This is a genomic window from Nocardioides sp. PD653-B2, assembly GCF_002117935.1.
In the GTDB taxonomy this organism is placed as follows: domain Bacteria; phylum Actinomycetota; class Actinomycetes; order Propionibacteriales; family Nocardioidaceae; genus Nocardioides.
Genome location: NZ_BDJE01000016.1, coordinates 36,300 through 60,108 on the forward strand (window position 1 = coordinate 36,300; position 23,809 = coordinate 60,108).

The 23,809-nt window shown below is 70.4% G+C and carries 23 protein-coding genes and 3 riboswitches; of the genes, 5 read left to right on the top strand and 18 right to left on the bottom strand.

Going from position 1 to position 23,809, the window contains the following annotated elements:
* Window positions 1-113: 113 nt before the first annotated feature.
* Window positions 114-2,006, bottom strand: coding sequence for a hybrid sensor histidine kinase/response regulator (locus PD653B2_RS07255; protein WP_242665190.1), 1,893 nt, complete (start codon window positions 2,004-2,006; stop codon window positions 114-116).
* 266 nt (window positions 2,007-2,272) lie between these two features.
* On the opposite strand from PD653B2_RS07255, the gene PD653B2_RS07260 reads away from it, so the two are divergent.
* Window positions 2,273-2,908, top strand: a complete 636-nt coding sequence (locus PD653B2_RS07260; protein ID WP_165763374.1) for a response regulator — start codon at window positions 2,273-2,275, stop codon at window positions 2,906-2,908.
* Window positions 2,909-2,966: 58 nt separating this feature from the next.
* Here the strand turns inward: PD653B2_RS07260 and PD653B2_RS07265 are convergent, their stop codons facing one another.
* From PD653B2_RS07265 to torT, 6 genes are all read right to left on the bottom strand, one after another.
* Window positions 2,967-3,782, bottom strand: coding sequence for a carbon-nitrogen family hydrolase (locus tag PD653B2_RS07265; protein WP_085871674.1), 816 nt, complete (start codon window positions 3,780-3,782; stop codon window positions 2,967-2,969).
* A gap of 2 nt (window positions 3,783-3,784) precedes the next feature.
* On the bottom strand, window positions 3,785-4,726 hold the full coding sequence (locus tag PD653B2_RS07270; protein ID WP_085871675.1) for a cyclase family protein: 942 nt from the start codon (window positions 4,724-4,726) through the stop codon (window positions 3,785-3,787).
* Window positions 4,723-5,022, bottom strand: coding sequence for a Dabb family protein (locus tag PD653B2_RS07275; RefSeq protein WP_085871676.1), 300 nt, complete (start codon window positions 5,020-5,022; stop codon window positions 4,723-4,725). Before PD653B2_RS07275 ends, PD653B2_RS07270 begins: the two co-directional genes overlap by 4 nt.
* A 275-nt stretch (window positions 5,023-5,297) precedes the next feature.
* On the bottom strand, window positions 5,298-6,263 hold the full coding sequence (locus tag PD653B2_RS07280; RefSeq protein ID WP_207559413.1) for an ABC transporter permease: 966 nt from the start codon (window positions 6,261-6,263) through the stop codon (window positions 5,298-5,300).
* Window positions 6,264-6,367: 104 nt separating this feature from the next.
* Window positions 6,368-7,855 carry a sugar ABC transporter ATP-binding protein gene (locus PD653B2_RS07285; protein ID WP_242665191.1) on the bottom strand — a complete coding sequence of 496 codons (1,488 nt, stop codon included), beginning with the start codon at window positions 7,853-7,855 and terminating at the stop codon, window positions 6,368-6,370.
* Window positions 7,856-7,925: 70 nt separating this feature from the next.
* On the bottom strand, window positions 7,926-9,026 hold the full coding sequence (torT, locus tag PD653B2_RS07290) for a TMAO reductase system periplasmic protein TorT (protein WP_165763376.1): 1,101 nt from the start codon (window positions 9,024-9,026) through the stop codon (window positions 7,926-7,928).
* 147 nt (window positions 9,027-9,173) lie between these two features.
* On the opposite strand from torT, the gene PD653B2_RS07295 reads away from it, so the two are divergent.
* Window positions 9,174-9,491, top strand: a complete 318-nt coding sequence (locus PD653B2_RS07295; protein WP_133059015.1) for a hypothetical protein — start codon at window positions 9,174-9,176, stop codon at window positions 9,489-9,491.
* 600 nt (window positions 9,492-10,091) lie between these two features.
* Here PD653B2_RS07295 and PD653B2_RS07300 read toward each other — a convergent pair.
* Genes PD653B2_RS07300 through thiE form a run of 9 tightly spaced genes read right to left on the bottom strand, consistent with a single transcriptional unit; the run spans window position 10,092 to window position 18,114 of the window.
* Window positions 10,092-10,664 (bottom strand): histidine phosphatase family protein, encoded by a 573-nt coding sequence (locus PD653B2_RS07300; RefSeq protein ID WP_085871681.1) that lies wholly within the window; start codon window positions 10,662-10,664, stop codon window positions 10,092-10,094.
* Window positions 10,661-12,361, bottom strand: a complete 1,701-nt coding sequence (gene bluB / locus PD653B2_RS07305) for a 5,6-dimethylbenzimidazole synthase (protein WP_085871682.1) — start codon at window positions 12,359-12,361, stop codon at window positions 10,661-10,663. The genes PD653B2_RS07300 and bluB overlap by 4 nt, the downstream gene beginning before the upstream one ends.
* Window positions 12,362-12,372: 11 nt before the next feature.
* Window positions 12,373-14,049 carry a phosphomethylpyrimidine synthase ThiC gene (gene thiC, locus PD653B2_RS07310; RefSeq protein ID WP_085871683.1) on the bottom strand — a complete coding sequence of 559 codons (1,677 nt, stop codon included), beginning with the start codon at window positions 14,047-14,049 and terminating at the stop codon, window positions 12,373-12,375.
* Entirely contained in the window at window positions 14,049-14,849 is an 801-nt protein-coding gene (thiD, locus tag PD653B2_RS07315; RefSeq protein ID WP_085871684.1) for a bifunctional hydroxymethylpyrimidine kinase/phosphomethylpyrimidine kinase, read from the bottom strand. The genes thiC and thiD overlap by 1 nt, the downstream gene beginning before the upstream one ends.
* Complete coding sequence (locus PD653B2_RS07320) at window positions 14,846-15,430, bottom strand: thiamine phosphate synthase (RefSeq protein ID WP_085871685.1); 585 nt, start codon at window positions 15,428-15,430, stop codon at window positions 14,846-14,848. Before PD653B2_RS07320 ends, thiD begins: the two co-directional genes overlap by 4 nt.
* Window positions 15,427-16,185, bottom strand: a complete 759-nt coding sequence (locus PD653B2_RS07325; protein WP_085871809.1) for a thiazole synthase — start codon at window positions 16,183-16,185, stop codon at window positions 15,427-15,429. The genes PD653B2_RS07320 and PD653B2_RS07325 overlap by 4 nt, the downstream gene beginning before the upstream one ends.
* Window positions 16,186-16,196: 11 nt before the next feature.
* Window positions 16,197-16,397, bottom strand: coding sequence for a sulfur carrier protein ThiS (gene thiS, locus PD653B2_RS07330; protein ID WP_085871686.1), 201 nt, complete (start codon window positions 16,395-16,397; stop codon window positions 16,197-16,199).
* Window positions 16,388-17,542: a glycine oxidase ThiO gene (gene thiO, locus PD653B2_RS07335; RefSeq protein WP_207559414.1), complete on the bottom strand. Its 1,155-nt coding sequence runs from the start codon at window positions 17,540-17,542 to the stop codon at window positions 16,388-16,390. The genes thiS and thiO overlap by 10 nt, the downstream gene beginning before the upstream one ends.
* Window positions 17,539-18,114: a thiamine phosphate synthase gene (gene thiE / locus PD653B2_RS07340; RefSeq protein ID WP_207559415.1), complete on the bottom strand. Its 576-nt coding sequence runs from the start codon at window positions 18,112-18,114 to the stop codon at window positions 17,539-17,541. Before thiE ends, thiO begins: the two co-directional genes overlap by 4 nt.
* A gap of 48 nt (window positions 18,115-18,162) precedes the next feature.
* A riboswitch (TPP riboswitch) is annotated at window positions 18,163-18,272 on the bottom strand.
* Window positions 18,273-18,328: 56 nt separating this feature from the next.
* Window positions 18,329-18,531, top strand: a riboswitch (cobalamin riboswitch).
* 100 nt (window positions 18,532-18,631) lie between these two features.
* Here thiE and PD653B2_RS07345 point away from each other — a divergent pair.
* Genes PD653B2_RS07345 through PD653B2_RS07355 form a run of 3 tightly spaced genes read left to right on the top strand, consistent with a single transcriptional unit; the run spans window position 18,632 to window position 21,668 of the window.
* Window positions 18,632-19,420 (top strand): nitrite reductase, encoded by a 789-nt coding sequence (locus PD653B2_RS07345; protein ID WP_207559416.1) that lies wholly within the window; start codon window positions 18,632-18,634, stop codon window positions 19,418-19,420.
* Window positions 19,417-20,103, top strand: coding sequence for a precorrin-8X methylmutase (locus PD653B2_RS07350; RefSeq protein WP_085871688.1), 687 nt, complete (start codon window positions 19,417-19,419; stop codon window positions 20,101-20,103). The genes PD653B2_RS07345 and PD653B2_RS07350 overlap by 4 nt, the downstream gene beginning before the upstream one ends.
* A complete protein-coding gene (locus PD653B2_RS07355; RefSeq protein ID WP_085871689.1) occupies window positions 20,100-21,668 on the top strand; it encodes a precorrin-2 C(20)-methyltransferase in 1,569 nt (522 codons plus the stop codon). The genes PD653B2_RS07350 and PD653B2_RS07355 overlap by 4 nt, the downstream gene beginning before the upstream one ends.
* Here the strand turns inward: PD653B2_RS07355 and cobM are convergent.
* Together cobM and cbiE are read right to left on the bottom strand one after the other, a co-directional pair.
* Window positions 21,632-22,384, bottom strand: a complete 753-nt coding sequence (cobM, locus tag PD653B2_RS07360; protein WP_085871690.1) for a precorrin-4 C(11)-methyltransferase — start codon at window positions 22,382-22,384, stop codon at window positions 21,632-21,634. The two genes, PD653B2_RS07355 and cobM, sit on opposite strands and share 37 nt — an antisense overlap.
* On the bottom strand, window positions 22,381-23,595 hold the full coding sequence (gene cbiE, locus PD653B2_RS07365) for a precorrin-6y C5,15-methyltransferase (decarboxylating) subunit CbiE (protein WP_085871691.1): 1,215 nt from the start codon (window positions 23,593-23,595) through the stop codon (window positions 22,381-22,383). The genes cobM and cbiE overlap by 4 nt, the downstream gene beginning before the upstream one ends.
* An 18-nt stretch (window positions 23,596-23,613) precedes the next feature.
* A riboswitch (cobalamin riboswitch) is annotated at window positions 23,614-23,789 on the top strand.
* The last annotated feature ends 20 nt before the right edge of the window (window positions 23,790-23,809 follow it).

A 23,809-nucleotide genomic window follows, 5' to 3' on the forward strand; every position in this document is an offset into this window, starting at 1 on the left:
GTCGCTCCACACCCCGGGATACCCACCACCCAGGGGATCCAGCCACTGGCAGGGGCGGCAGGGCAGGCCCGGTTCCGGGTCTGCCGATCAGCTGGGGCGCTGAGAGCGCACGTTCAGTTCGGACCCGGTCCGACTGCTGCCCGGACAGACCTCAGGAAGGAACGGATGTCGAGCGGTTTGGTGACGTAGTCCGTGGCTCCGGCGGCGCGCAGCCGATCGACCTGGGACGGGGTCGCGTCTGCGGACAAGATGAGCACGGGGATGTCTCGGGTGCGCTCATCAGCCTGCAGCCGGCGGAGCACCTCGTCGCCATCCATGTCCGGAAGGTGAAGGTCCAACAGGACCAGGTCTGGCTGGTACAAGGTGGCGAACTCGACTCCGAGCCCTCCCTGCATGGCCGGTATGAGGGTGGGATCGCCATGCTGCTCGAGGATGCGCTTCACGAGCTCGAGATTGGCGAGGTTGTCCTCGATGTACACGATGGTGAGGGTGTGCAGGTCCAGCCGCTCCTCAACCGGTGGCTCGACAGCCGGCGAAACAATTCGGTCACTCACGCTGTCCGCGCTGGAGATCCGGACGTCCACGTAGAACACGCTGCCCCGACCTGGCACGGTGCGTTCCACGCCGATGGCGCCGCCCATCGCCTCGATCATGCTCCGCGAGAGGGCGAGTCCCAGGCCGGTGCCCTCGATGTCCCCGGCGCTGATCCCCAACCGGTCGAAAGGCGTGAAGACTCGCTCGACGTTACGAGGGGCTATTCCGAACCCTGTGTCCATGATTCGATATCGCAGCCGATCTTCCAGGACGTCGGCGGTGACGGTGATCGTGCCGTTGTCGACGTTGTACTTGACGGCGTTCGTCAGCACGTTCAGCAGCACCTGCGTGAGCCTTTGGTGATCGGCCCATACGAATCGGTGAACCGCGCCATGCAGGTCCCGCGCCAGCTCGATTCCCCGTTCGGCAGCGAGGGGCCCCACCAGCTCCATCGCCTCGATCAACGGATCGCAGGCTGGCACCGTCTCGACTGACGTCGCCTCGACTCCGGACTCGATCCTGGAGATCTCGAGAACCTCGTTGATCAGGGCGAGCAGATGCCGGCTGGCGCGTAGGACGTGCTGGACACTGTCGGCGTCCTCGACACTGAGGTCCGCCGTCCGGACCAGCTGCGCGAAGCCGATGATGGAGTTCAGCGGGGTGCGGAGCTCGTGGCTCATGCGTGACAAGAACTCGCTCTTGGCCTGGTTCGCTCGCTCGGCCTCCTCCATCGCCCTGCGGACGAGCGCCTCAGTCCGGTTGCGGTCGCTGATGTCGGTCGAGATGCCGCCGACGGCGTACGGGGTGCCGTCCTCGTCGTACAGGGGGAACTTGAGCGTGAGCCACATCCCTGTCCCGGTCTCGGCGCTGGGGATCGGCTCCTCGAACTCCATCGGGCGGCCCGCCTCCACGACGACACGGTCGTTCGCGGAGTACACGGCCGCGATGTCGTGCGGCCACAGCGAGAAGTCGTCGTTCCCCAAGACCGTCTCGCGTGGGATCTGCAGCATGTTCTCGTAGGCACGATTGAGCCAGAGGTACGTTCCGTCGGCTGCTTTGAGGTAGATCAAGGCGTTGACGTTGTCGACGATGTCCTCGAGCCGTTTCGCGCTCTCCCGCAGGGCTCGCTCCGCGTCGGACCGGCTGCTGAGGTCATCCACGAGGACCACCAGGCAGCCGCTTCCCCCGGGATGAACCATGGGTGATCCGATCAGAGAGACTTCCTGGGAGCCACCCGCCCGCAGCGCCAGAGTGCCCTCGAAGGCGCGTGCCGCCCCAGCCTCGCGCGCCAAGGTGGCGAAGTCGGTCCCCGGCAGAACCTGCTGCAGAAGGCTGCCGACGACATCACCCTTCTCGACACCCATCCGCCTGGCCAACGCGCGGTTCACCTGGACGACCCGAGGGCCTCCGTTGGCCTGTTCATCCACGACCAGGGCCGAAATCGGCAGGTGGTCGAACGCCCAGGCCGCCATCTCGGTCACCGAGTCTCCTCCCTGCCCGCTCGAGTCCCAGCCCGGTCACGTCATCGCCGAGCATCCTAATCCGGCCGAGCATGAACGGGCCGCCCTGCTCGGTAGACGGCGCACGCGGCTGGCTGCGCGCCGTGGCACCGACCGTTGAGCGTTGCACGACGCCTCGGTGCGGGCGGCGAACTGAGCCGTCATAGGATGGGGCCTCGCGCCGGGGAATGGAGATACGAATGGTCACGTCACCGCCCGGGGCCCGCCCAGGTGGTCAAGTGGTAACCGTTGTCATCGCGGACGACCATCCGGTGTACCGGGAGGGCCTGGCACACGCACTTGCCGCGAAGCCCGACATCCAGGTGCTCGGACAAGCGGGCGACGGACTCGAGGCACTGGATCTGGTGCGGGACCTCGAGCCAGACATCGCCCTGGTCGACCTGCGGCTGCCGTCGCTCGACGGGATCGCGATAGCTGAGGCTGTCACGTCCCAGGCGTCACCCACCCTCGTCGTGATCGTCTCGGCATACGAAGACACCGACACGATGTACCGGGCCTTCGATGCGGGTGCGAAGGCCTACCTCACCAAGTTGGCCTCTCCCCAGACCGTGTACGACGCGGCGATGGCTGTGCTCGGCGGCGAGATCATCTTCCCCGAGTCAGTGAGGCCGGGGCTGACGGATTCTGCGCGCGCTCTGCGCAGGCGCGCCGTCTCCTCGGGAACCCTCACCGCGCGCGAACGCGAGGTGCTCACCTTGATCGCCCAAGGTCGGTCCGCTCCGGAGATCGCGGAGCACCTGTTCCTCGGAGTCACGACCGTCAGAACCCACCTGCAGCACATCTACGACAAGCTCGGCGTCTCGGAGCGGGCTTCCGCCGTTGCAGTGGCAGCCCGTCGGGGTCTTCTGGAGTAGCCGGCCGGGTCGACGTCGGTCAGCTACTGCCCCTGCGGCGATGGCCCACGAGGCGGCTTCACAGCCGTCGGTCAGGCAGGACCGGGAAGGCATCACGAAATTCCTCGACCCGCGTGAGATCGATGTCGACGCTCAGCACCTCTTCGCCATCGCCGGCCTGGGCGATCACCCGACCCGTTGGGTCGACCACCTGACTGTGCCCACCCATGTCGACGCCGCCGTGCCGTCCTGCGGTGTTCGCCTGGACCACGTACGCCTGATTTTCCAGCGCCCGGGCCCGGCCCAGCAGCTCCCAGTGGTCGCGCCGGGCAGCCGGCCACGCGGCCGGCACCACGAAGATCTCGGCACCCAGGTCGACCAGGGTGCGGAACAGCTCCGGGAAGCGGAGGTCGTAGCAGGTCGCGAGACCAGCCGTGCCCTGCGACAGCTCCATGGTCGTCGGCGTGTCGCCCGCCTCGAGGAGCTGCGGCTCGCCCTCTCCGAACCCGAACCGGTGGATCTTGCGGTACGCCGTGGTCAGCCTGCCGTCGCGGCCGAAGACGAGCGAGGTGTTCCACAGTCCGCGGCCCGAAGGTCCGGGTGGCTGACCCTCGGCGACCCGCTCGATCACGGAGCCGGCGTGCAGCACGCAGTCCAACTCCGCCGCCAGCTCACCCAGCGACAGCACCAGGTCGCCGTCCAGGCGGACGGCGTCACGCGCCCAGCTCTCAGGTGAGAACGCACCGTGCGCCCACAGCTCGGGCAGCACCACGAGATCGGCGCCGCGTTGCGCTCGCACCAGGGCGCTGACACGCTCCAGCCGCACGTCCGGGTCCTCCGCGTCGTCATAGGCGACTTGGAGGACCCGCACGCGGACCAGCCGGGACGAGGCCATCCTCACGCCCGCAGGGGAAGTGCCAGGGGCCGCAGCGGGGAGCCGGTGGCTCCGCGGAGCCGGATCGGCGCAGCGATCAGGGCGAACTCGTTGACGCCGTCCCTGGCGAGCTCTTCGAGGTTGCACAGCTCCATCATCGGAACACCCGCCTCGGCGAGAAAGTGACAGTGGCCGGGCAGCCAGTTGTCCTCGTGCTGCGAGGGTCCCACCTCGACGCACTCCTGGTCAGAGGCGATCACGCTGATGCCCTGGCCGGTGATCCATCGGGCCGCCTCCAGGCTGAGCCCCGGAGGGTTGCCCAGGACCTTGCTGCCCTCAGGCCAGTACCGCATGCGACCGGTCCGGATGAACGCGACGTCGCCCGCCTCGATGGTCAGACCCACACGCTCCAGGGCTGCCTGGCAGTCCTCGATGGTGATCGCGTAGGAGTCCGGGAGGCAGTCGACACCGTGCGTCGTGGCGACGTCGACAAGGACGCCCCGGGTGATCATCGGAGGGATCACCTCCGCCCCGCCCTTGTTCCAGTGCCGGCTGCCGAGGTGCTCTTCGGGAGTGAATCCGTTGTAGATCTTGCCGTCGACGCCGAAGTGGTTGAGCGCGTCGATGTGTGTCCCGGTGTGGGTGTACATGAAGATGACGTCGCCCGAGTAGCAGACGTGGCGGTTGACCTCCTCCCCCGCGCCGTTCAGGTTGTCGACCGCCGTACCGCCCGGGTGGTGGCTCATGTAGATCTGGTACGACGGGTCGCCGGCCGCCTGGAAGCTCGGCATGCCCACGAAGTAGTCGATGCTCAGGTCGTACACCGTCGAGGCGTCCGCCCGGGCGAGCACGTCGGCGCGCGTGACCTCGCTCAGGCTGTTCAGAGCACCGAGCTGGTCGTCGGGCCCGTAGGGACTCTGGCCGACCTTGATGTCGGCGCGGCGGGAGGGGGCCGTCTGCGTCACTGCTGAACCCTCACGAAGTCGACGACGGCCCGCTCCTTGAGCATGGGCAGCAGCTTCTGGACGAGGTCCCCGTGCTTCGGGTGGTTCGAGTAGTCGTCCAGGTCCTCCCACGTTTCGAAGTCGGAGATGAGGACGCCGTCCCACGGGTCGCCGTTGTCATTCGGCTCACCGGTGTGCGCGCCGATCTCCAGGTACTTGATCATGTCGACCTCGGCTGAGAAGTCATTGAGAAGCTGGATGACCTTGTCCCCGTCGTGACCGTCGGCCACCTTCCAGGTGAAGACATGGCGGATCATTTGTTCGTCCTTTCGTTCGCGTGGAGCGCTTGGGATTTGGGGTTTGGTTCTCGGTGGTGGGACTGCGCGTCCCGACGCCGCAGACGCGTCGTGCCGGGCGCGCACAGCACGAGCGCGCGCGGGGACATCAGCTCGACGTTGCGCCGAGCTGGTTCACCCGGGTGTTGTTCGCGTCGATCGGCGACGCGGCGGGTGCTGCGAGGTTCGGAAATGAACGACGTCAGACGATAGGGCGTGCCCTCATCTCACACCCGGAGCGGACGGCTCCCCTCCCATCACGTGTTGCCTTTGAGGAGGGAAGCGGCGAGCCGCGAGCGGAGCCGGTCGGCGACCACCGCCACCGCGAGGACGACTCCGAGGACGATCATCTCGTAGTACGACTCGATCCTGGCCAGGTTCATGCCGTTGGTGACGACGCCGATGAAGATCGCGCCCAACACCGCGTTCAAGACATTGCCCGAACCACCACGCAGGCTGACTCCCCCGATCACCGCGGCCGCGATCGTCTGGAGCGGTAGGTCGGCGCCGATGTTGGCCTCTCCCGTCTGGAGGCGAGCCGTGAGCAGCAGAGCGCCCACCGACACGAGCAGGCCGGATGTCACGTAGGCCAGGGCCATCGTCCGGCCGGGACTGATGCCCGAGAGCCGGGCCGCGTGCGGATTGGAGCCGACGGCGTAGATGCTCCGGCCCGGGGTCGTCCAGCGCAGGAGAGCCCACAGCGACAGCGCCGCTCCCGCGGCGATCCACACCGGCGTGGCGATCCCCCACCACGCCGAGTATCCGAACAGGTCGCTGAACTCCGGGGGCAGTCCGCTGACGGGAAGCCCACCGGTGACCTTGAGCGCAACTCCCGTGAACACTGAGGCGGTCGCCAGTGTCATGATGAACGGATTGATGTGCAGGAGGCCTACTCCGAGCGCGTTCACCGCGCCCGCCCCCACGCCGGTGAGCAGACCGACCAGGACACCGACGAGGATCGCCGTCGAGGGGCTCGAACCGGCGGCGAGCCGGTCCGCCATGGCGGTCGCACTGGCAACTGAGACCAGTGCGGTGATCGCCCCGACCGAGAGATCGAAGCCGCCCGCGACGAGGACGACGAACTGCGCGAGTACCACGATGGCGACAAAGGAGTACTGCCGCAATCCGGTTTGCAGGTTCTCCACCGTGAAGAAGGCGGGTGAGAGGCTGGAGAAGACAACGAGCGCGATCACCAGAAGAATGGGAAGCGCCCCGACGCTCACGAACAGTCGCGCTGCGACACCCGCGATGCCCAGGCGCTGCCCGGCCGGTCCGGGCTCCGCCTTCGTCGGGTCCGTCGCGCTCCCCCCGCTCAACAGTTGCGTCATCAGACTTTCGACTCCTTATCGTCCCAATGCATCATGTGCTGAAGGATCTGCTCCTCCTCGATAGCGCCACCCTCCAGGTGCGCCGTGATTCTTCCTTGCGAGAACACGTAGACCCGGTGGCACAGGTGCAGCACCTCAGGAAGGTCCGACGAGACAAGCAAGACGGCCGCACCTTCTTCCGCCATCTCGGTGATGCGCTGGTAGATCGCTACTCGCGCACCCACGTCGACTCCGACGGTCGGCTCGTCCAGGATCAGGGCCGAGCAGTCCGCCATCAGGGCACGACTCAAGAGGGCCTTCTGTTGATTGCCGCCGGAGTACGACTCTGCGGATCGCTCCGGATTCGGCGGGCTGAGCTTCATCTTGCGCAGGAGATCTGCCACCACGGCACGCTCACGGCGGCGACCGACGAACAGCCGCCACGTGGACAAGTGGCGCAACCATGGCAGGGAGACCGACTCCCGCAGTGGCCGGTTGAGCAGCAAACCCTCGACCTTGCGGTCCGGTGGCAGATAGACGACCCGCTTACTCAGGCACTTGGCGATGGACGACCCCGCGATCTCCTGGCCGTCCAGCTGGATCGAACCGGACTCCAGGCGCTCGATGCCCGCGCACGCCCTCGCGGCGTGGGATTTGCCCGACCCCATCAGCCCGGCAAAACCCACGATCTCCCCCGAGCGCACTTCGAAGCTCGCTTCTCGAACTGCCTGGTCCTGGGTGGTGAGCCCGACAGCGCTCAACACCGGCACCACGCCGGCAGTCGGAAGCGCGGGATAGATCTGCTCCATCTGCCGACCGGTCATCAGCCGGATCAACTCATCGGCCGGCGTGCTCCCGTCCACGGTGGTGACGTACCTCCCGTCGCGCAGGACGGTGATGCGGTCCGCCAGTCGTTCGATCTCACTCATCCGATGGGTCACGTACACGATGCCGACCCCTCGGGTCTTGAGATCGTCGACCACCGCGTAGAGCTGGCCACATTCACTGTCGTTGAGTGAAGCGGTCGGCTCATCCAGGATGAGCACCTTCAAGTCGGCACGATATGCCTTGGCGATCTCCACCATCTGCTGCTCGGCGCGCGTGAGGGAGGCGACCACGGCGTCGAGCCGAATGTCGAAGCCGAACTCGGCGAGTCGCGCACGTGCGAGCTTCTCGGCGGCTGCCCGGTTGACTATCCCGAGTCGCGATGGCTGCTCGCCGAGAACGAGATTCTCCGCCACCGACAAGGTCTCCGCCAGGGAGAACTCCTGGAACACGGCGCTGACACCGCACTTGCGGGCGTCGGCGACGCCGTGCAGTACCACCTCGACGCCGTCGACGCGCATCGTTCCGGACCCAGCAGCGGAGGCACCCGACATGATGGAGATCAAGGTCGACTTTCCGGCGCCGTTCTCACCGAACAGCACGTGCGTTTCGCCAGGACGAAGATCGAAGTCGACGGAGTCAAGAGCGACGACCCCTGGGTACTTCTTCGTGATCCCGCTCATCTCGAGCACGGATTCATTCCGGGACATGTGTCTACCTCCCCTCAGTGGTCAATACCGACGTGGTCAGACGTCAGCTCCTGAACTCGGTGTCCCAGCTGTCGGGTGCGAGCGTCGTGGTCGAGTCCCAGCTCTCGAGCTGCTCCTTGTCGATCACCTCGAGCGGCGGCGCCACGTGGACGTCGAAGTCCTTGCCCTCGAGCGCGCGGACTGCGAGGTCCGTAGCGATCCGGGCGGTCAGCACAGCGGGGTCGGCGGCGGACGCGAGAACGGTGCCGGCTTCGATGCCGTCATAGGTTCCGGGCGTCATGTAGTACGACAGGACGCCGATGTCCTCGGTCAGACCCGCGTCACGCAGGACGGGGCCGGCCGCTTCGGCGGTCACCGCGTTGCCGGCAATGAAGTCGACATCGGGGTTCGCAGCCAGGATGTCCTCCACCAAGGTGGTCTGGGTCTGCTTGTCGGTGTTCCCCCACTGGGTGTTGACGACCGTGACGTTCGTCCCCTCGAGAGCCGCCGTGAACCCCTTGTTCGCCTCCTCAGCGAAGCCGGCGCCCTTCGGACCCGGCAGCCAGCCGACCGTGACCTCCTCGCCGTCCGTCGCCTCGACGAGGTACTCGGCCGTCCGCGTTGCGATCTCGCTGTAGGAGATGAGGGACTGGGCAGTGATGTCGGGCGAGCTGACGCCGTTGATGAAGTCGATCACGACCTTCCCTTCCGACTTGAGCCGCTCGATCGTGGGGTTCAGGCCTTCGGTCGAGATCGCGCCGATGATGACGGCGTCACTGTCCTGCGCGCAGTTCTCGATCTGGGCGATCTGCTGGGACAGGTTCTCGTAGCCGCCTGCCTCGACGACAGTCATGTCGACGCCCATGTCGCGCGCCTGCTGGATCACTCCGTAGTCGGCCGCCAGCCAGTACGCGTCGGCGAGGTGGGGAAATGCTGCGCAGATCTTCCACTCCTTGGTCACCTCGTCCTTGCCGAGGGGCGTGTAGTCGGCCTCCGTGCTCTCGGCCTCGAAGCCGGGCTCGGGCCAGACGGTGGCCGTGACGGGGTACCAGGTCACCGGCTCGCTGTCAGCCTGAGCCGTGTCGGAATCGGACGAGCCGCCGCAGGCAGCGAGGGCGAACACGGGGATCGCAGCGACTGCCAGGCCGAGGGACTTGATGTGCACGTTGGAACTCCTAAGTGGGTGTCTTGACATGAGCGGTCCGTTCTACTGAGACGCCCGAGCGGCGAGGATAAGGGTTTGTCCTGAATCCCAGTACAGATGGGGTCAGAGCGCGCCCGCGTCGCGAAGTCCTTGGTTGGGAGGCAGAGGGTGCACACCTCGGCGGTGGTCGATCTCGGAAAGACGCCGTCGCGCCATTGCGTAAACCTAGGTGCCGAGGTCAACTCGGATCCGCGGTGGCGGCAATCCACGTTGACGGTCAGGTCCTCCGGCGATCAACGCACCGACGATCATCCGTCGTGCCGCCACCTCCTGGCGGCAGCCCCTGAGGGCGACGATGACGGGTTGGTGATGCGGCTGCTGCGTGACGACCGAGCTCGCACGTCGCTCGAGATGAACCGCCGGCCCACGATGCTGGCCATCTGCTCGACGATCACGTCGCACCTCACCATTCTCTCGTCGTCTTGAGGGCGAGACTTCGCTCTCCTTGGCGGCGATAACAACCAGGTCTTGGCCACGCAGCGAAGGTACAGGGGGTGGAGTGTCGCGCGGCATCCTGCGATTGAAGGATGCCCGAGACTTGTTTCGGAACTGTTCCAGGCGTCGCCGGTGTCGATCTCGCGCGCCGAGAACCATCCCGAAATGACAAACACCCGGACCTGCTGTCGCAGGTCCGGGTGTCGCCGATGTCCAGAGACATCACATCGGTCGGGCTGACAGGATTTGAACCTGCGACCCCTTGTCCCTGACCACACCTCACGGCGGGCACGGCGAATTTTGCGCAATTAGGCTGTGACCTGCACCTTCACCTCTAGAACACGTCGCCCTCTTGCGACTTTGGGTCGACGTTCGACGCCATTGGACAGAATAAACGGGGAATAAGTGCGGCACGCTCAAGCGAACGAGCTCCGCCAGTGCGCCGACGAGCAGCCCTTCTGAAACGGGCTGACAACTCGGGCACCGTGCTGGAGCGGGAAGCAGCGCCCATCTCGGCCTCCCGCCACCTCTCCCTTCCGTGGCGTACGGAAAGCGCGACGAGCGCACGGTGGGGAGAAGCACTCCGTCGGGTCACCCGGTTCTTGAAACGCTGACCCCGGGCAAGGGGCTCGAGCAGTTGGTCGGCGTCAGCGCGCCTGTCGACTGATTGAGCGTGAGCCGGAGGACCGAGCCGTTCTGAGGGAGAGGCACCCCGGCCGCCTCGACGATGAGATCGCCGTGGGTGACCACGACGACCGGTCCACGGACGCCTCGCAGAGCGGCGAGCAGCGTCGCCCAGCGCTGGCGTACGTCGAGGAGTGACTCGCCGCCTGGCACTCGTTCGTGCTCGGGCAGGGAACGCGTCGCCCGGATGGCTTCGGCACTGTCGCTGCCTTGCCAGGTTCCGTAGTGACGCTCGCGCAGCAACAGGTCAATCTCCGGTTCGAGCCGCAGCGTCGTGCCGATGATGGCTGCGGTCTGCCGCGCCCGGACGAGGTCCGAGGTCAGCAACCGTTCTGCCCCTCGTGCGAGCAGCTGGGCTCCGGCTTCGACAGCCTGGCGGCGACCGCGCTCGGTCAGCTCCGGGGAGACGGTTTGGCCCTGCATGCGCCCGGCCGCGTTCCAGGTCGACTCCCCGTGTCGGACCAGCAACAGCTCCGTCATGGCGCCGTGCGGCCGATCCCCTGGCGTAGCTTGAGTCCGCTGATCAGCATGGCGGCCGCCAACGATGCTCCGACGCCCTCCCCGGCCCGGAGGCGCAGGTCGAGCAACGGCTCGAGACCCAGGTGCTCCAGGACGGCAGCGTGTGCGCGTTCGCGGCTGCGCTGGCCGGCTACGAGGTACGCCGCAGCACCGGGCTCGATGCGCACGGCGACCAGCGCCGCGACGCTCGTGGCGAGGCCATCCAGGACGCTGACCGCTCCGGTCGACGCGGCGCCGAGCACGGCGCCCGCGAGGACGCAGAACTCCGGTCCGCCGACGGCGGCCAGCACCTGCTCAGGGAGGAGCCGGCCCTCTCCGCTCCCTGCACGCATCCGCGCCACCGCGGCCTCCACGACTTCGGTCTTGCGCCGCACCATCGTGGTGTCCGCGCCTGCCCCGAGCCCCACCACCTCGGCGGCCGACAGGTCGAGCAGCGCCGCTGCAAGAGCCGCGGCCACGGTGGTGTTGCCGATGCCGACCTCTCCGAGGGCCACCAGACGGTGCTCCTGTCCTGCATCTGCCCCGAGTCGTCGGCCACGCTCGATCAGGCGTGTGACCTGTTCGGCGGTGAGGGCGTCGGTTGTCACGAGGTCACCGGTCGCCGAACCCGCGTCGACCACCTCGAAGTCGAGGCCGGCGGCTGCCGCGGCGACCGCACCGGCGGACTCCCCGACGTGGCTGGCCGCGAGCACGTCCTCGGTCACCGAGTCGCGGTAGGCGGAGACGCCGTGGCCGGTCACCGGGTGCCGTCCGGCCACCAGCAGCAACCGGCCTGTGGGGGTGTCGTGCGCTCGTCCCTGCATCGCGGCCTCGACCCGGTCGACGTAGCGGTCCAGCACGCCGAGGGATCCCGGCGGCGAGAGCAGCACGTCGGCCTGGTCCCGGGCTCCCACCACGGCGTCGTTCTGCGGGGCCCGCAGGTGTGAGGGCGGTGCCGGCGTGGTCTCGCTCCACCGCTCGGCGAAGATCACGTCCTCGACCGGCTGACGCCGCGACCAGCCTGCCCGCTCCAGTCCCGGGGCCGGCGGCCGCTCGTCGGGCCATCCCAGGCAGAGCCAGCCCAGCGTGACCACTCCGTCGGGCACGCCGATCAGACCCTCGAGGTCCTGCTGCTCGAACAGGGTGACCCAGCCGACGCCCAGGCCCTCGGCGCGCGCGGCCAGCCAGAGGTTCTGGATGGCGCATGCGCACGACCACACATCGGCTTCGGGGAAGGTCGCCCGGCCGAGCACCCCCGCAGCCGCCGTACGCCGGTCGCAGGCGACGACCACGCCGAGCGGAGCCTCGCGGATGCCTTCGAGCTGCAGGTCGAGCAACCGCCGGCCCGCCTCGGGGTCCATCTGGCGGGCCTGACGCAGCCGCTGCTGGTCGGCCATCCGGGCGGCCCGGTCCCGGGTGGCCGGATCGGAGACCACGATGAACCGCCAGGGCTGGCTGTGCCCGACCGACGGCGCCATGTGTGCAGCCGCCAGCACCCGGCGCACCGTCTCCGGGTCGACCGGGTCGGGCCGGAAGCGGCGTACGTCTCGACGGGCAGCGACGACGTCGTAGAACGTCTCCCGGGCGGTCTGCGGAAAGGCCCAGCCCTCGACCTCGGCGGCCCGCTCGGCCGCCGAGGTCTGGTCACCGAGGAGGGGTACCGGGCGGTTCCAGGTCATGGGGCGCGAGTCTAGGCAGGTTCCTCGACGTAGATCGATGAGCCCAGTTCCAGGAACTGGGTGGACTTCTCCTCCATGCCGGCGGCCACGTAGTCGCGGACGTCCTGGCTGATCCGCATGGAGCAGAACTTCGGCCCACACATGGAGCAGAAGTGGGCGGTCTTGCTCGCCTCGGCCGGCAGCGTCTCGTCGTGGAAGGACTCCGCCGTGTGCGGGTCCAGCGACAGCGCGAACTGGTCGTGCCAGCGGAACTCGAAGCGCGCCTTCGACAGTGCGTCGTCCCAGTCACGCGCGCCCGGGTGACCCTTCGCGATGTCCGCGGCATGGGCGGAGAGCTTGTAGGTGATCACGCCGGTCTTCACGTCGTCGCGGTTCGGCAGGCCCAGGTGCTCCTTGGGAGTGACGTAGCAGAGCATGGCGGTGCCGTGCATGGCGATCGCCGCCGCACCGATCGCCGAGGTGATGTGGTCGTAGCCCGGAGCGATGTCAGTGGCCAGCGGGCCGAGGGTGTAGAAGGGCGCGCCGTGGCACCAGTCCTGCTGCAGGACGACGTTCTCCTCCACCAGGTTGAGAGGCACGTGGCCGGGGCCCTCCACCATCACCTGCACGTCGTGCTCCCAGGCCCGCTCGGTCAGCTCGGCCAGCGTGCGCAGCTCGGAGAGCTGGGCCTCGTCGTTCGCGTCCGCGGTGCACCCGGGGCGCAGTCCGTCACCGAGGGAGAACGAGACGTCGTAGCGCGCGAAGATCTCGCACAGCTCGTCGAAGTGGGTGTAGAGGAAGTTCTCCTGGTGGTGGGCCAGGCACCAGCCCGCCATGATCGCGCCGCCACGCGAGACGATCCCGGTGATCCGCTGGGCGGTGAGCGGCACGTAGCGAAGCAGGACGCCGGCGTGCACGGTCATGTAGTCGACGCCCTGCTCGCACTGCTCGATCACGGTGTCGCGGTAGATCTCCCACGTCATCCGGGACGCGTCGCCGTCGACCTTCTCCAGGGCCTGGTAGATCGGAACGGTGCCGATCGGGACCGGGGAGTTGCGCACAATCCACTCTCGGGTGGTGTGGATGTCGTCGCCGGTGGACAGGTCCATCACGGTGTCGGCACCCCAGGTCACCGCCCAGGTCATCTTGTCGACCTCCTCGGCGATCGAGCTCGTCACCGCAGAGTTGCCGATGTTGGCGTTGACCTTCACCAGGAAGCGCTTGCCGATGATCATCGGCTCGGCCTCGGGGTGGTTGACGTTGGCCGGGATGATCGCGCGTCCGGCCGCGACCTCGCTGCGGACGAGTTCGACGTCCATCCCCTCGCGGATCGCGACGTACTGCATCTCCGGGGTGACCACACCGCGGCGGGCGTAGTGCATCTGGGTGACGTTGCGGCCCGGCTGCGAACGGCGCGGTCGTGCCCGGTGCCCGCGCCACTGCTCGCGGGCCTCACCGCGACGCACGGCCGCCTTGCCGTTGTCGAGCAACTGGGCCTCGCGGCCGTCGTACTCCTCGGTGTCGCCGCGCTCCGCGACCCAGCCGGCGCGCAGGGGCGGCAGACCGACCTCGGGGTCGCTGCCGGGGCCGGCGGTGGCGTAGCGGTCGAAGGTCTCGCCGTTGGTGAGCGCGACGCGGGTGAACGGCACGGCGATGTCGTCGCGCGGTCCGGTGCGGTGGACGGTGCTGTGCGAGGGGTGGATGTGCATCAGTTCTCCTCTTGGGGGTGGGTGAAGACGTGGGCGACCGGACCGCGACCGCGGCCGAGCACCCAGGGAGCAGAGTGGGCGAGCGCCTCGGCCACGAAGGCCTGCGCGTGCCGGGCAGCGGTCTCGAGGTCAAGGCCGCGGGCGAGGTGGACGGCGAGGGCCGCGCTGTAGGTGCAGCCGGTGCCGTGGTCGTTGGTCGTCTCGACGGAGGGATGCTCGAGCACGGTGACGGCGCCGTCCCGGACGACCAGGTCGCGACAGGTGCCGCTCCCGGCCTCGCCGCCCGTCAGCACCACGGCCGGCCCGAGGGCGTGCACCGTGAGCGCCAGCTCTTCGGGATCGGTGTCTCGTGGCAGCCCGGTCAGCGCGGCTGCCTCGTCGCGGTTGGGAGTGACGACGTCCGCGCGCGGCAGCAGAACCTCGCGGTACGCCCGGACGAGCGCCTCATCGCCCAGGACGGCGCCGCTGGTCGCGACGAGCACCGGGTCGACCACGAGCGGGAGGGATCCGGCGAGCAGGTCGGCGACGACGTGGGCGACCTCGGCGGAGCCGAGCATCCCGGTCTTCGCGGCGGCCACGGGAAGGTCGTCGAGCACCGACCGGATCTGGACGCGCACGTCGCCGGCGGCCATCGGGACGACGCGGTGCACGCCGGTGGTGTCCTGCGCCGTGACGGCCGTGACCGCGCAGGTGCCGTGGACGCCGAGCGCGGCGAAGGTGGCCAGGTCGGCGGCGAGACCGGCGGCGCCGCCGGAGTCGGTGCCGGCGACGCTGAGCACCACGAGCGGGGTGGCCGTCACTGCTCCCCCAGCTCGGCGAGCAGCGCGGAGACGACGGCGGCCGGGTCGTGGGCCCTCATCACGGCGCCCATCACCGCGACGCCGTGGGCGCCGGCCGAGCGCAGCCGGGCCGTTGCCTCGGCGGAGACGCCGCCGAGCGCCAGCACCGGCAGGCCGTCGGCGGCCTCGACGGCACGGCGCACTCCCCCGGCGCCGAGCGCCGGACCGTAGCCCGGCTTGGAGGCCGTGGGTGCGACCGGCGAGATCGTCACGTAGGCCGCACCCTCCTCGGCGGCCCGCGCGACAGCGGCCTCGTCGTGGCAGGACCGGCCGTGCGGCGGCTCCGCCGGTGCCGGGGCGGCCTGGTGGGCGGCGAGGTGCAGACCGGCCGCGCCGGGCAGGAGGGTGCGCGCCGAGATGACCTGCACGTGAGCCGCCAGCTCGTCCGCGAGGGCGGCACGCGCCGGCTCGTCCAGGTCGAGCTCGCGCAGCACGACCGTCGTCGCGCCGGCCGCCGCGCACGAGGCGAGGGTCTCGACCAGGCCACGTCCCGGGAGCAGCTGCCCGCGGTCGGTGAGCAGGAGCAGCCTCGGCACCCTCACCGCCCCACCCGCCCACGCATAGGGCTCGAGGCCCGCGCCGTCTCCCGGCGCGGAATCCGCCCGGCCCGGCGGGCGAGCTGGCCCGACTCAACGGCCAGGCTCATCGCGCGCGCCATCGCGACCGGTTCCTCGGCGCGGGTGACCGCGGTCGCCACGAGCACTGCGTCGCAGCCGAGCTCCATCGCGTGCGCCGCCTCGCTGGCGGTGCCGATCCCCGCGTCCAGGACGACCGGGACGTCCACCGCCGCCCGCACCGCCTCGATCGTGTGCGGGTCCGCGATCCCGCGTCCCGAGCCGATCGGGGAGCCCAGCGGCATCACCGCGGCACAGCCGACGTCGACCAGCCGGCGGGCGACGACCGGGTCTCCGGTCGTGTAGGGCAGCACCGTGAAGCCGCGAGCCACCAGCGTCTCCGCGGCCTCGACCAGCTCGACGACGTCGGGCAGCAGGCTGACCTCGTCGCCGATCACCTCGAGCTTGACCCAGTCGGTGCCGAGCGCCTCCCGGGCGAGCTCGGCGGTCAGCACCGCCTCCTGGGCGCCGAGGCAGCCGGCGGTGTTGGGCAGCACCCGGACGCCGAGGTCGCGCAGGGTGGCCAGCAGGCTGCCCGTCCCGGTGTCGGAGGTACGCCGGACCGAGACCGTCACCAGACCGGGGCGCGCCGCCTCAATCACGCGACGCACGGTCTCCAGGCTGGTCAGTCCGCCTGTGCCCAGCCACAACGGGGCGAGCTGCACGCCCGCGACCTCGAGCATCTCCACGCCGCTCACCCGCCCTGGTGGGCGGTGACGACCTCGACCAGGTCACCCTCGCGCAGCGGGGTGGCCGGCCACTCGGCGGCCCGCACGACGCTGCCGTTGAGGGCGACAGCGACGCCGCGGGGGTCGGGGGCCACCGTCTCCAGCAGGCCGGTCAGCGCGGTGCCCTCGGGCAGCTCGTGCGGTCGTCCGTTCACGCTCAGGCGCATGGTTCCTCATTCCGATCCGTGTCGCGGTCTGTGTCGCGGTCCGTGTCTTTGGGGCGGTCGAAGCGCTGGGGGTCGAACGCCTGCGCCGCCGGCGGCACCGCGAGGCCGTCGACGTGGGCGCGCACGGTCGCCGCGGTGACCGGCGCGAGCAGCACGCCGCCCCGGTGATGTCCACCGGCGAGCAGCAGCCGGGCGCTTCCCGTGCCTGACAACGGTCCGAGCAGCGGACCGTTGTCGGGGCTGCCGGGCCGGTCCCGGGCGACCACCTCGAGAAGCTCGGCGGTGGCGAGTCCGGGCACCAAGGCGCGCGCGGTCTCGAGCAGCCGGGCCACCCCGCCGAGCGTCGGCAGCGGGTCGCCGTCGCCGGCCGGGTGCTCGTCCTCGGTCGCGCCGATCAGCAGCTCCCCGTGCGCGCGAGGCACGACGTAGACCCGCTCCCCGTGGACGCGGGCCCGCAGCACCCGGACCGGGCCCGGCCTGGACCGCACCCGGACCGCCTCGCCGCGCACCGGGCGCACGTGCGGCATCCCGGTCGCGCCGGTGGCGAGCACCACCACGTCCGCTCGCAGACGGGAGCCGTCGTCCAGGACCACGCCGTCGGGCTCGGGTGTCGCTCGGGCACGAACCACCCGGTCACCCAGCACCGCGAGCAGCGCGTCGCCGACCCGCCGCGGGTTGACGTGGCGGTCGTCGGGCAGCAGCGCCCCGCCGACGACGCGCCCCGAGAGCATCGGCTCGGCCGCTCGCAGGGCGCGCCGGTCGAGCTCCTCCACCCGCACCCCGCTGGCGTCCAGCAGCCCGCAGGCACGGTGCACCTCGGCGAGGTCGTCGCGGTCGGCGGCGACGAGCACGGTGCCGGTCGAGCGCAGGTCGAGGTGGTGCCCCGACCGTTCCTCCAGCGAGGCCGCGAAGGCCGGCCACCTCTCGAGCGAGTCGATCCCCAGCCGCAGCAGGGCCTCCTCGCCGAACCACGCCTCGCCACCTGGCGCGAGCATCCCCGCGGCGGCGTACGTCGAACCGCCGCCGGGTCTGGGGTCGCAGACGGTCACGTCGTGCCCGGCCCGGACCAGCTCGTCGGCGCAGGCCAGCCCGATCACCCCGCCACCGACGACCACCACCCGGAGCCCGGGCGTCACCGGGCTCACGACGTGTGGACGAGCTCGGCGATCTCCCGGGCCGCGCCGGGTGGGTCGGGGTCCTTCCAGACGGCGGCGACCACGGCGACGCCATGGGCACCGGAGGTCATCACGTCGCGCACCCGCGCGGCGGTGATCCCCCCGATCGCGATCGCCGGGATCTCCCGTGCGGTCGCGGCGAGCACGTCGAGACCGAGGGGGTCAGGCAACCCGTCCTTGGTCGAGGTGGCGTGCACCGGACCCACCCCGGCGTAATCGGCGCCCTCGGCCCGCGCCGCGATCGCGTGCTCCGGACCACGGCAGGTGGCACCGACCAGGAAGTCCACCGGGGCGAGCGCCCGCGCGTCCGCCACGGACAAGTCGTTCCGGCCGAGATGCACCCCGTGCGCCCCGGCGGCGAGGGCGACGTCGAGGCGGTCGTTGACGATCACCCGCGTCCCCCGTGGCGCGAGCTCGGCCAGCAGCTCACGCGTCCAGGCGACGACCTCACGGTCACTGGCCCGCTTCGCACGGACCTGGACGGCGTCGACGCGCGGAGTGCCGACGGCGCCCTCGCCAACGACGGCGAGCAGGCGCGTCAACGCGTCCCGATCGAGGGGTCCGAAATCGGTGATCAGGTGGAACCGTGGCAACACGTCGATCTCACTTCCTTCGCCGGCATGATCCGGAGCAGGTTCGACGGTCGGGGCGGCATCAGCCCCATCTCAGCCCGATGCATCGGGCTCCCGTGTGGATGCGGAGGACACTAGCACCGGACCGGTCCGTGCCCACGGGTGTCGTCCGCGCGTGGGTGTTGGTAGCGTGCCGGACGCCAGTCAACCTCCCGTGGTCCGCCGCGGGGGCGCAGGGAACCCGGTGCGAATCCGGGACTGACGCGCAGCGGTAAGGGTGACGGGCGGGGCCCTGTCTCACGACAGCCACTGGACCGCGAGGTCCGGGAAGGCGTCCCGCACCGAGTGATCCCGAGTCCGAAGACCTGCTGGCCCTTGCGGCAACAGCCGCGAGGTCACTCGAGGACCCCGCGCACGGGTCCCTGACCTCAGAGGACCATCGGTGCCCCTCCCACCCGTTCGACTCCGCCGTGACCGGTGCCCCGGCGTGCTCCGCCCCTGGCCCGCCGACGACGGCGCACTGATTCGCCTGCGTCTGGCCGGCGGCCACCTCCCAGCCGGATCCCTTGAGATCCTCGCGCAGGTGGCGCACGACCACGGCGACGGGCAGGTCCACCTCACGAGGCGTGCCAACCTGCAGCTGCGCGCGCTGCCGTTCGTCGACGGCCGGCTTCCTGACGAGGTGGTGGACGCCGTCGTGCGGACCGGCCTGCTCCCCTCGCGCAGCCACGAGCTCGCTCGCAACCTGATGTGCTCCCCGCTCACCGGGATCTCCGGAGGTCGGGCCGACCTGCGGCCGGTGGTCCGTGAGCTCGACGAGCGCCTCTGTGCCTCACCTGGACTGGCCGCACTGCCGGGCCGCTTCCTGTTCGTGCTCGACGACGGCCGGGGCGACCTCGTCGACCGCGAGGGCGACCTCGGTGCCGTGGTCCTCGACGCGGACACCGCCCAGCTCAGGGTCGGCGCGGGCTGGGGTGCGGTCGTCCCACTGCCCGACGTCGCCGAGGAGTTGGTCCAGCTGGCCCACCGCTTCCTGCTCGAGCGCGGCCACGACGAGACGGCCGCCTGGCATGTCGCCGAGCTCGAGTCCCCGCTGGCGCCTCCCGCACCAGGCGACGCCCGAGTACCCGCCGCCTCCAGCATCCCGTCGTACGACGGAGTGCTGCACGTGCCCGTCCCGGACGGCGTACTCACGCCCGACCTCGTCGGCGAGCTGATCGCACCTGGCCGTGACCTGGTGGTCACCCCGTGGCACGGCTTGGTGGTGGCGCCATGACTGGCTCGATCCAGGGACCGGCCCGACCGGCCCGACCGGCCCGCCATTACGCCTACGTCGACCAGGGGTCGGCGATCTACGCCGAATCGTTCGCCACGATCCGCCGCGAGACCCGGCTGGACGCGCTGCCCCCCGGGGCCGAGTCGGTGGCGGTGCGGATGGTCCACGGCACCGGACAGGTCGACCTGGTGGACGATCTCGTCATGCACCCGCGTCTGGTGCCTGCGGCGCGGACCGCGCTGGAGGCGGGAGCGCCGATCCTCACCGACGCCCACATGGTCGCCTCGGGGGTCACCCGCGCTCGACTCCCCCGCGACAACGACGTGGTCTGTCTGCTCCAGGACGCGCGCGTGCCCGACCTCGCGCGGCGGTGGGGCACCACGCGATCGGCCGCCGCGGTCTCGCTGTGGGTGCCGTTCCTCGAGGGTGCGGTCGTGGCAATCGGCAACGCTCCCACGGCGTTGTTCCACCTGCTGGAGCTGCTCGTCGAGGGGGCTCCTCGGCCCGCTGCGGTGATCGGCTGCCCGGTCGGCTTCATCGGCGCCGCGGAATCCAAGCAGGCGTTGGAGTCCTTCGCGGACGACCACGGCATCGACGTCCCCTTCCTCACCGTGCGGGGCCGCCGCGGCGGCTCGGCCATGACCGCCTCGGCGCTCAACGCGCTGGCCCAGGAGCAGGAATGACCACGCCAACCGGACACTTCTACGGCGTCGGGCTCGGCCCCGGCGACCCCGAGCTGATCACCATCAAGGCCGCGCGGCTGGTCGCCTCTGCCGACGTCGTCGCCTACCACGCGGGCGTCGGCAAGCAGTCCAACGCGCGCCGCATCGCCGCCGACCTGATCCCAGCAGACGCGCTCGAGGAGGAGCTGCGCTACCCAGTCACGACGGGCGCGACGGCCCACCCGGGGGGCTACGCCGGGGCGATCGCGGAGTTCTACGAGGAGTCGGCCGCCCGGCTCGCCACCCACCTCGAGGCCGGACGGACCGTCGTGCTGCTCGCCGAGGGGGATCCGCTGTTCTACGGGTCGTTCATGTACATGCATGACCGGCTCGCCGACCGCTTCCCCACCGAGGTCGTCCCCGGGGTCCCGGCCTTCGCGGCCGCCACCGCCGCCGTCGCCTCGCCCCTGGTCCGCCAGACCGATGTGCTCACGATTCTGCCGGGCACGCTACCCGAGCCGGAGCTCGCGCGCCGGCTGGCCGACACCGACGGTGCGATCATCATGAAACTCGGTCGCACGTTCCCGGCCGTGCGCTCGGCGCTGGAGCAGGCAGGCCGGCTCGAGCACGCGCTCTACGTCGAGCGGGCCTCGATGCCGGCAGAGCGCTGGCTGCCGGTGTCGGAGGTGGATCCTTCCTCGGTGCCTTACTTCTCGTTGATCGTGGTCACCGGTGACAGCCGCCATGCGGAGCCGACCGATCGACGCGCAACGGTGCCGGCGACGGTCGCCGGCTCGACCCCCGGCGAACTCCTTGTCGTCGGGCTCGGCCCGGGGCCGGACGCATGGACCACCCCGGAGGTAACCGAGGCGCTCGCGTCCGTCGACCACGTCGTGGGCTACGCGCCCTACGTCAACCGCGTCCCCCAGCGCGCGGGGCTGACCCGGCATGCCTCCGGCAACACCGTCGAGCTCGACCGCTCCCGGCTCGCTCTGGACCTGGCCCGTGCCGGAGAGAAGGTCGCGGTTGTCTCCGGCGGCGACGCGGGGGTCTTCGGGATGGCGGCGGCGGTGCTCGAGGCTGCCGAGGATCCGGCGTACGCCGACGTGGCCGTGCGCGTCCTGCCCGGGATGAGCGCCGTGCAGGCCGTCGCGGCGAGGGCTGGCGCCCCGATCGGCGGTGACTTCGCGGTGATGAGCCTCTCTGACCGACTCAAGCCGTGGTGGGTGATCGAGCGGCGGCTGCGCGCGGTGGCCGCGGCCGATCTGGTGCTGGCGATCTACAACCCCGCCTCGCGCTCACGGACCAGCCAGGTCGTGGAGGCGCAGAAGGTGCTCCTCGAACACCTGCCCACCGACACCGTGGTCGTGATCGGCCGCGACGTCGGCCGGGGCGAGGAGTCGCTCGAGGTCACCACGTTGTCCGGTCTCGACGCCGCCTCGATCGACATGAAGTGCCTGCTGATCATCGGCTCGTCCGGCACCCGGCGGTCGGCGTCCGGGGCGGTGTGGACCTCGCGCTCGACCCCCACCGCCGAGGACCCCTTCGCTCAGCCCAGCGACGAGCGATCACGTGCCGGGTCGTAGAGGAACGACTCCCCGCCATCGCTCGGGTCCAGCGCCCGCCCGACCAGGATCACCGCGGCCTGCCGGAGGCCCGCGTCCTCCACCTGGTCGGCGATGTCGGCGACGGTGCCACGCAGCACCTGCTCGTCGGGCTGGCTGGCGCGGTGGACGACGATCACCGGGCAGTCGGGGCCGTAGTCGCCCACGAGCTCGGCCATCGTCTCGCGCGTCCGGGTGATCGCGAGGTGCAGCGCAAGAGTGGCACGCGTGGCGGCGAAGCCGGCCAACGCCTCGCTCTCGGGCATCGCGGTGGAGCGGGCCTGGGCACGGGTCAGGACGACCGACTGGGCCACGAGCGGGACGGTCAGCTCGCGACCGACGAGGGCAGCCGCGGCGGCGTACGCCGGCACGCCGGGCGTGACGTCCCATGGCACGCCGGCGGCCTCGAGTCGCCGAGTCTGCTCGGCGACCGCGGAGTAGAGCGAGGGGTCACCCGAGACGAGGCGGACGACGTCGCGCCCGGTCGCGTGGGAGTCGACCAGCTCGCCGATGATCTGGTCGAGGTCGAGCGCCTGGGTGTCGACCAGCCGCGCCTCGGCGCGGCAATGGCCGAGCACCTCGGCGTCGAGGTAGGTGCCCGGATAGAGCACCACGTCGGCGGCACTCAGCATGGCGGCCGCGCGGAGGGTGATCAGGTCGGCGGCACCGGGGCCGGCGCCGACGAAGTGGATGGTCACGACTGCTCCTTGACGTAGGCCCACTGGATCACGGCCCGGGCGGGCGTCCAACCGGTGAAAGTGCCGATCGGCTCGGCGTGCTCGACCGCGATGCGGGTCAGCTCGCCGCTGTGCTCGGAGTGCAGCCGCACCAGCAGCTGCTCGGTCTCCAGAGTGACGCCGTGCACCACAAGCCGGCCGCGCTCGTGCAGAGCTGCGAGGCACGTGTCGACCACACGGGCGCGAGTGGCACCGCCGCCGACGAAGACCGCGTCGGGCGCGGGCAGCCCGGTCAGGGCGTCGGGGGCACGGCCGTGCACGACCTCGAGATCGGGGACGCCCAGCGCACCGGCGTTGCGGGCGATCCGCCCGGCCCGCTCGCTGTCGGACTCCACGCCGATAGCGCGGCACGACGGATGCGCCCGCATCCACTCGATGCCGACCGACCCGGCGCCTGCACCGACGTCCCAGAGCAGCTGGCCCGGGACGGGCGCGAGGCGGGAGAGTGCCGACGCGCGGAGGTCGCGCTTGGTGAGCTGGCCGTCGTGCTCGTACGCCGAGTCGGGCAGACCGGGCGACCACGAGGCAAGACCCTGACCGACCACCTCGAGCGCGATCACGTTCAGGCGGGAGACCTCGCCCTCCCAGCCATCGGCCACGCCGTCGACGCGCGTCTCGTCCCCGCCCAGGTCGCCGAGCACGCTGATCCGGCTGGCGGCGTACCCGTGCTCGACCAACAGACGCGCGACCACAGCGGGGGTGGTTTCGTCGGCGGAGAGCACGAGCACGCGTCGGCCTGGGGCGAGCGCGCGCAGCAGCAGCCGCGGGTCGCGTCCGACCAGGCTGACGACGTCGTGGTCCTCCGCGGCCCAGCGCATCCGGGCGCGGGCCAGCGCCACCGAGGAGACGGTCGGCTCGACGTGCACCGCATCGGCGCCGAACAGCTCGACCAGCGTCGAGCCAATGCCGCTCACCAGCGGGTCACCGGAGGCGAGCGCGACGACGTCCAGGTCGGCGTACCTCGCCATCAGGCCGGGAAGACCGTCGCGCAGCGGGCTCGGCCAGACTTCCCGCGCCTGGTCGGAGACGTCCGGCAGCAGGGCGAGGTGACGACGTCCGCCGAGCACCACCGCGGCGCCTTCCACCATCGTGCGCAGGCGATCCGGCACCCCGGCCCACCCGTCGGCGCCGAGGCCGACGACGGTGATCCGCGGACGGCCGTTGGAGGTCATAGGGCCAGACGCTATCGTGACGCCCGACAGGCACGAGGTGCCCCGACGGCCACGAGACGAACAGGCCTGACGGGAGAATCTGGGAAGCCGGTGAGAGTCCGGCACAGGCCCGCTGCGGTGACCTGGACGACGTCGATCGCGAGACCGGCACCGATCCAGGAAGTCCGAAGACCGGCCTCGCGCCACTTTGTTCGCTGGCTGACGAGCGGGAGCC

Bases quoted from the DNA above. Each gene is read 5' to 3' on its own strand.
- bluB (WP_085871682.1), bottom strand. From the start codon at position 12,361: ATGACCTGGAACCGCCCGGTACCCCTCCTCGGTGACCAGACCTCGGCG.
- cbiE (WP_085871691.1), bottom strand. From the start codon at position 23,595: ATGACCTCCAACGGCCGTCCGCGGATCACCGTCGTCGGCCTCGGCGCC.
- PD653B2_RS07355 (WP_085871689.1), top strand. From the start codon at position 20,100: ATGACCACGCCAACCGGACACTTCTACGGCGTCGGGCTCGGCCCCGGC.
- thiC (WP_085871683.1), bottom strand. From the start codon at position 14,049: ATGCACATCCACCCCTCGCACAGCACCGTCCACCGCACCGGACCGCGC.
- PD653B2_RS07275 (WP_085871676.1), bottom strand. From the start codon at position 5,022: ATGATCCGCCATGTCTTCACCTGGAAGGTGGCCGACGGTCACGACGGG.
- PD653B2_RS07285 (WP_242665191.1), bottom strand. From the start codon at position 7,855: ATGAGCGGGATCACGAAGAAGTACCCAGGGGTCGTCGCTCTTGACTCC.
- PD653B2_RS07300 (WP_085871681.1), bottom strand. From the start codon at position 10,664: ATGACGGAGCTGTTGCTGGTCCGACACGGGGAGTCGACCTGGAACGCG.
- PD653B2_RS07255 (WP_242665190.1), bottom strand. From the start codon at position 2,006: ATGGCGGCCTGGGCGTTCGACCACCTGCCGATTTCGGCCCTGGTCGTG.
- PD653B2_RS07325 (WP_085871809.1), bottom strand. From the start codon at position 16,185: ATGCTCGAGGTCGCGGGCGTGCAGCTCGCCCCGTTGTGGCTGGGCACA.
- PD653B2_RS07265 (WP_085871674.1), bottom strand. From the start codon at position 3,782: ATGGCCTCGTCCCGGCTGGTCCGCGTGCGGGTCCTCCAAGTCGCCTAT.
- PD653B2_RS07350 (WP_085871688.1), top strand. From the start codon at position 19,417: ATGACTGGCTCGATCCAGGGACCGGCCCGACCGGCCCGACCGGCCCGC.
- thiS (WP_085871686.1), bottom strand. From the start codon at position 16,397: ATGCGCCTGAGCGTGAACGGACGACCGCACGAGCTGCCCGAGGGCACC.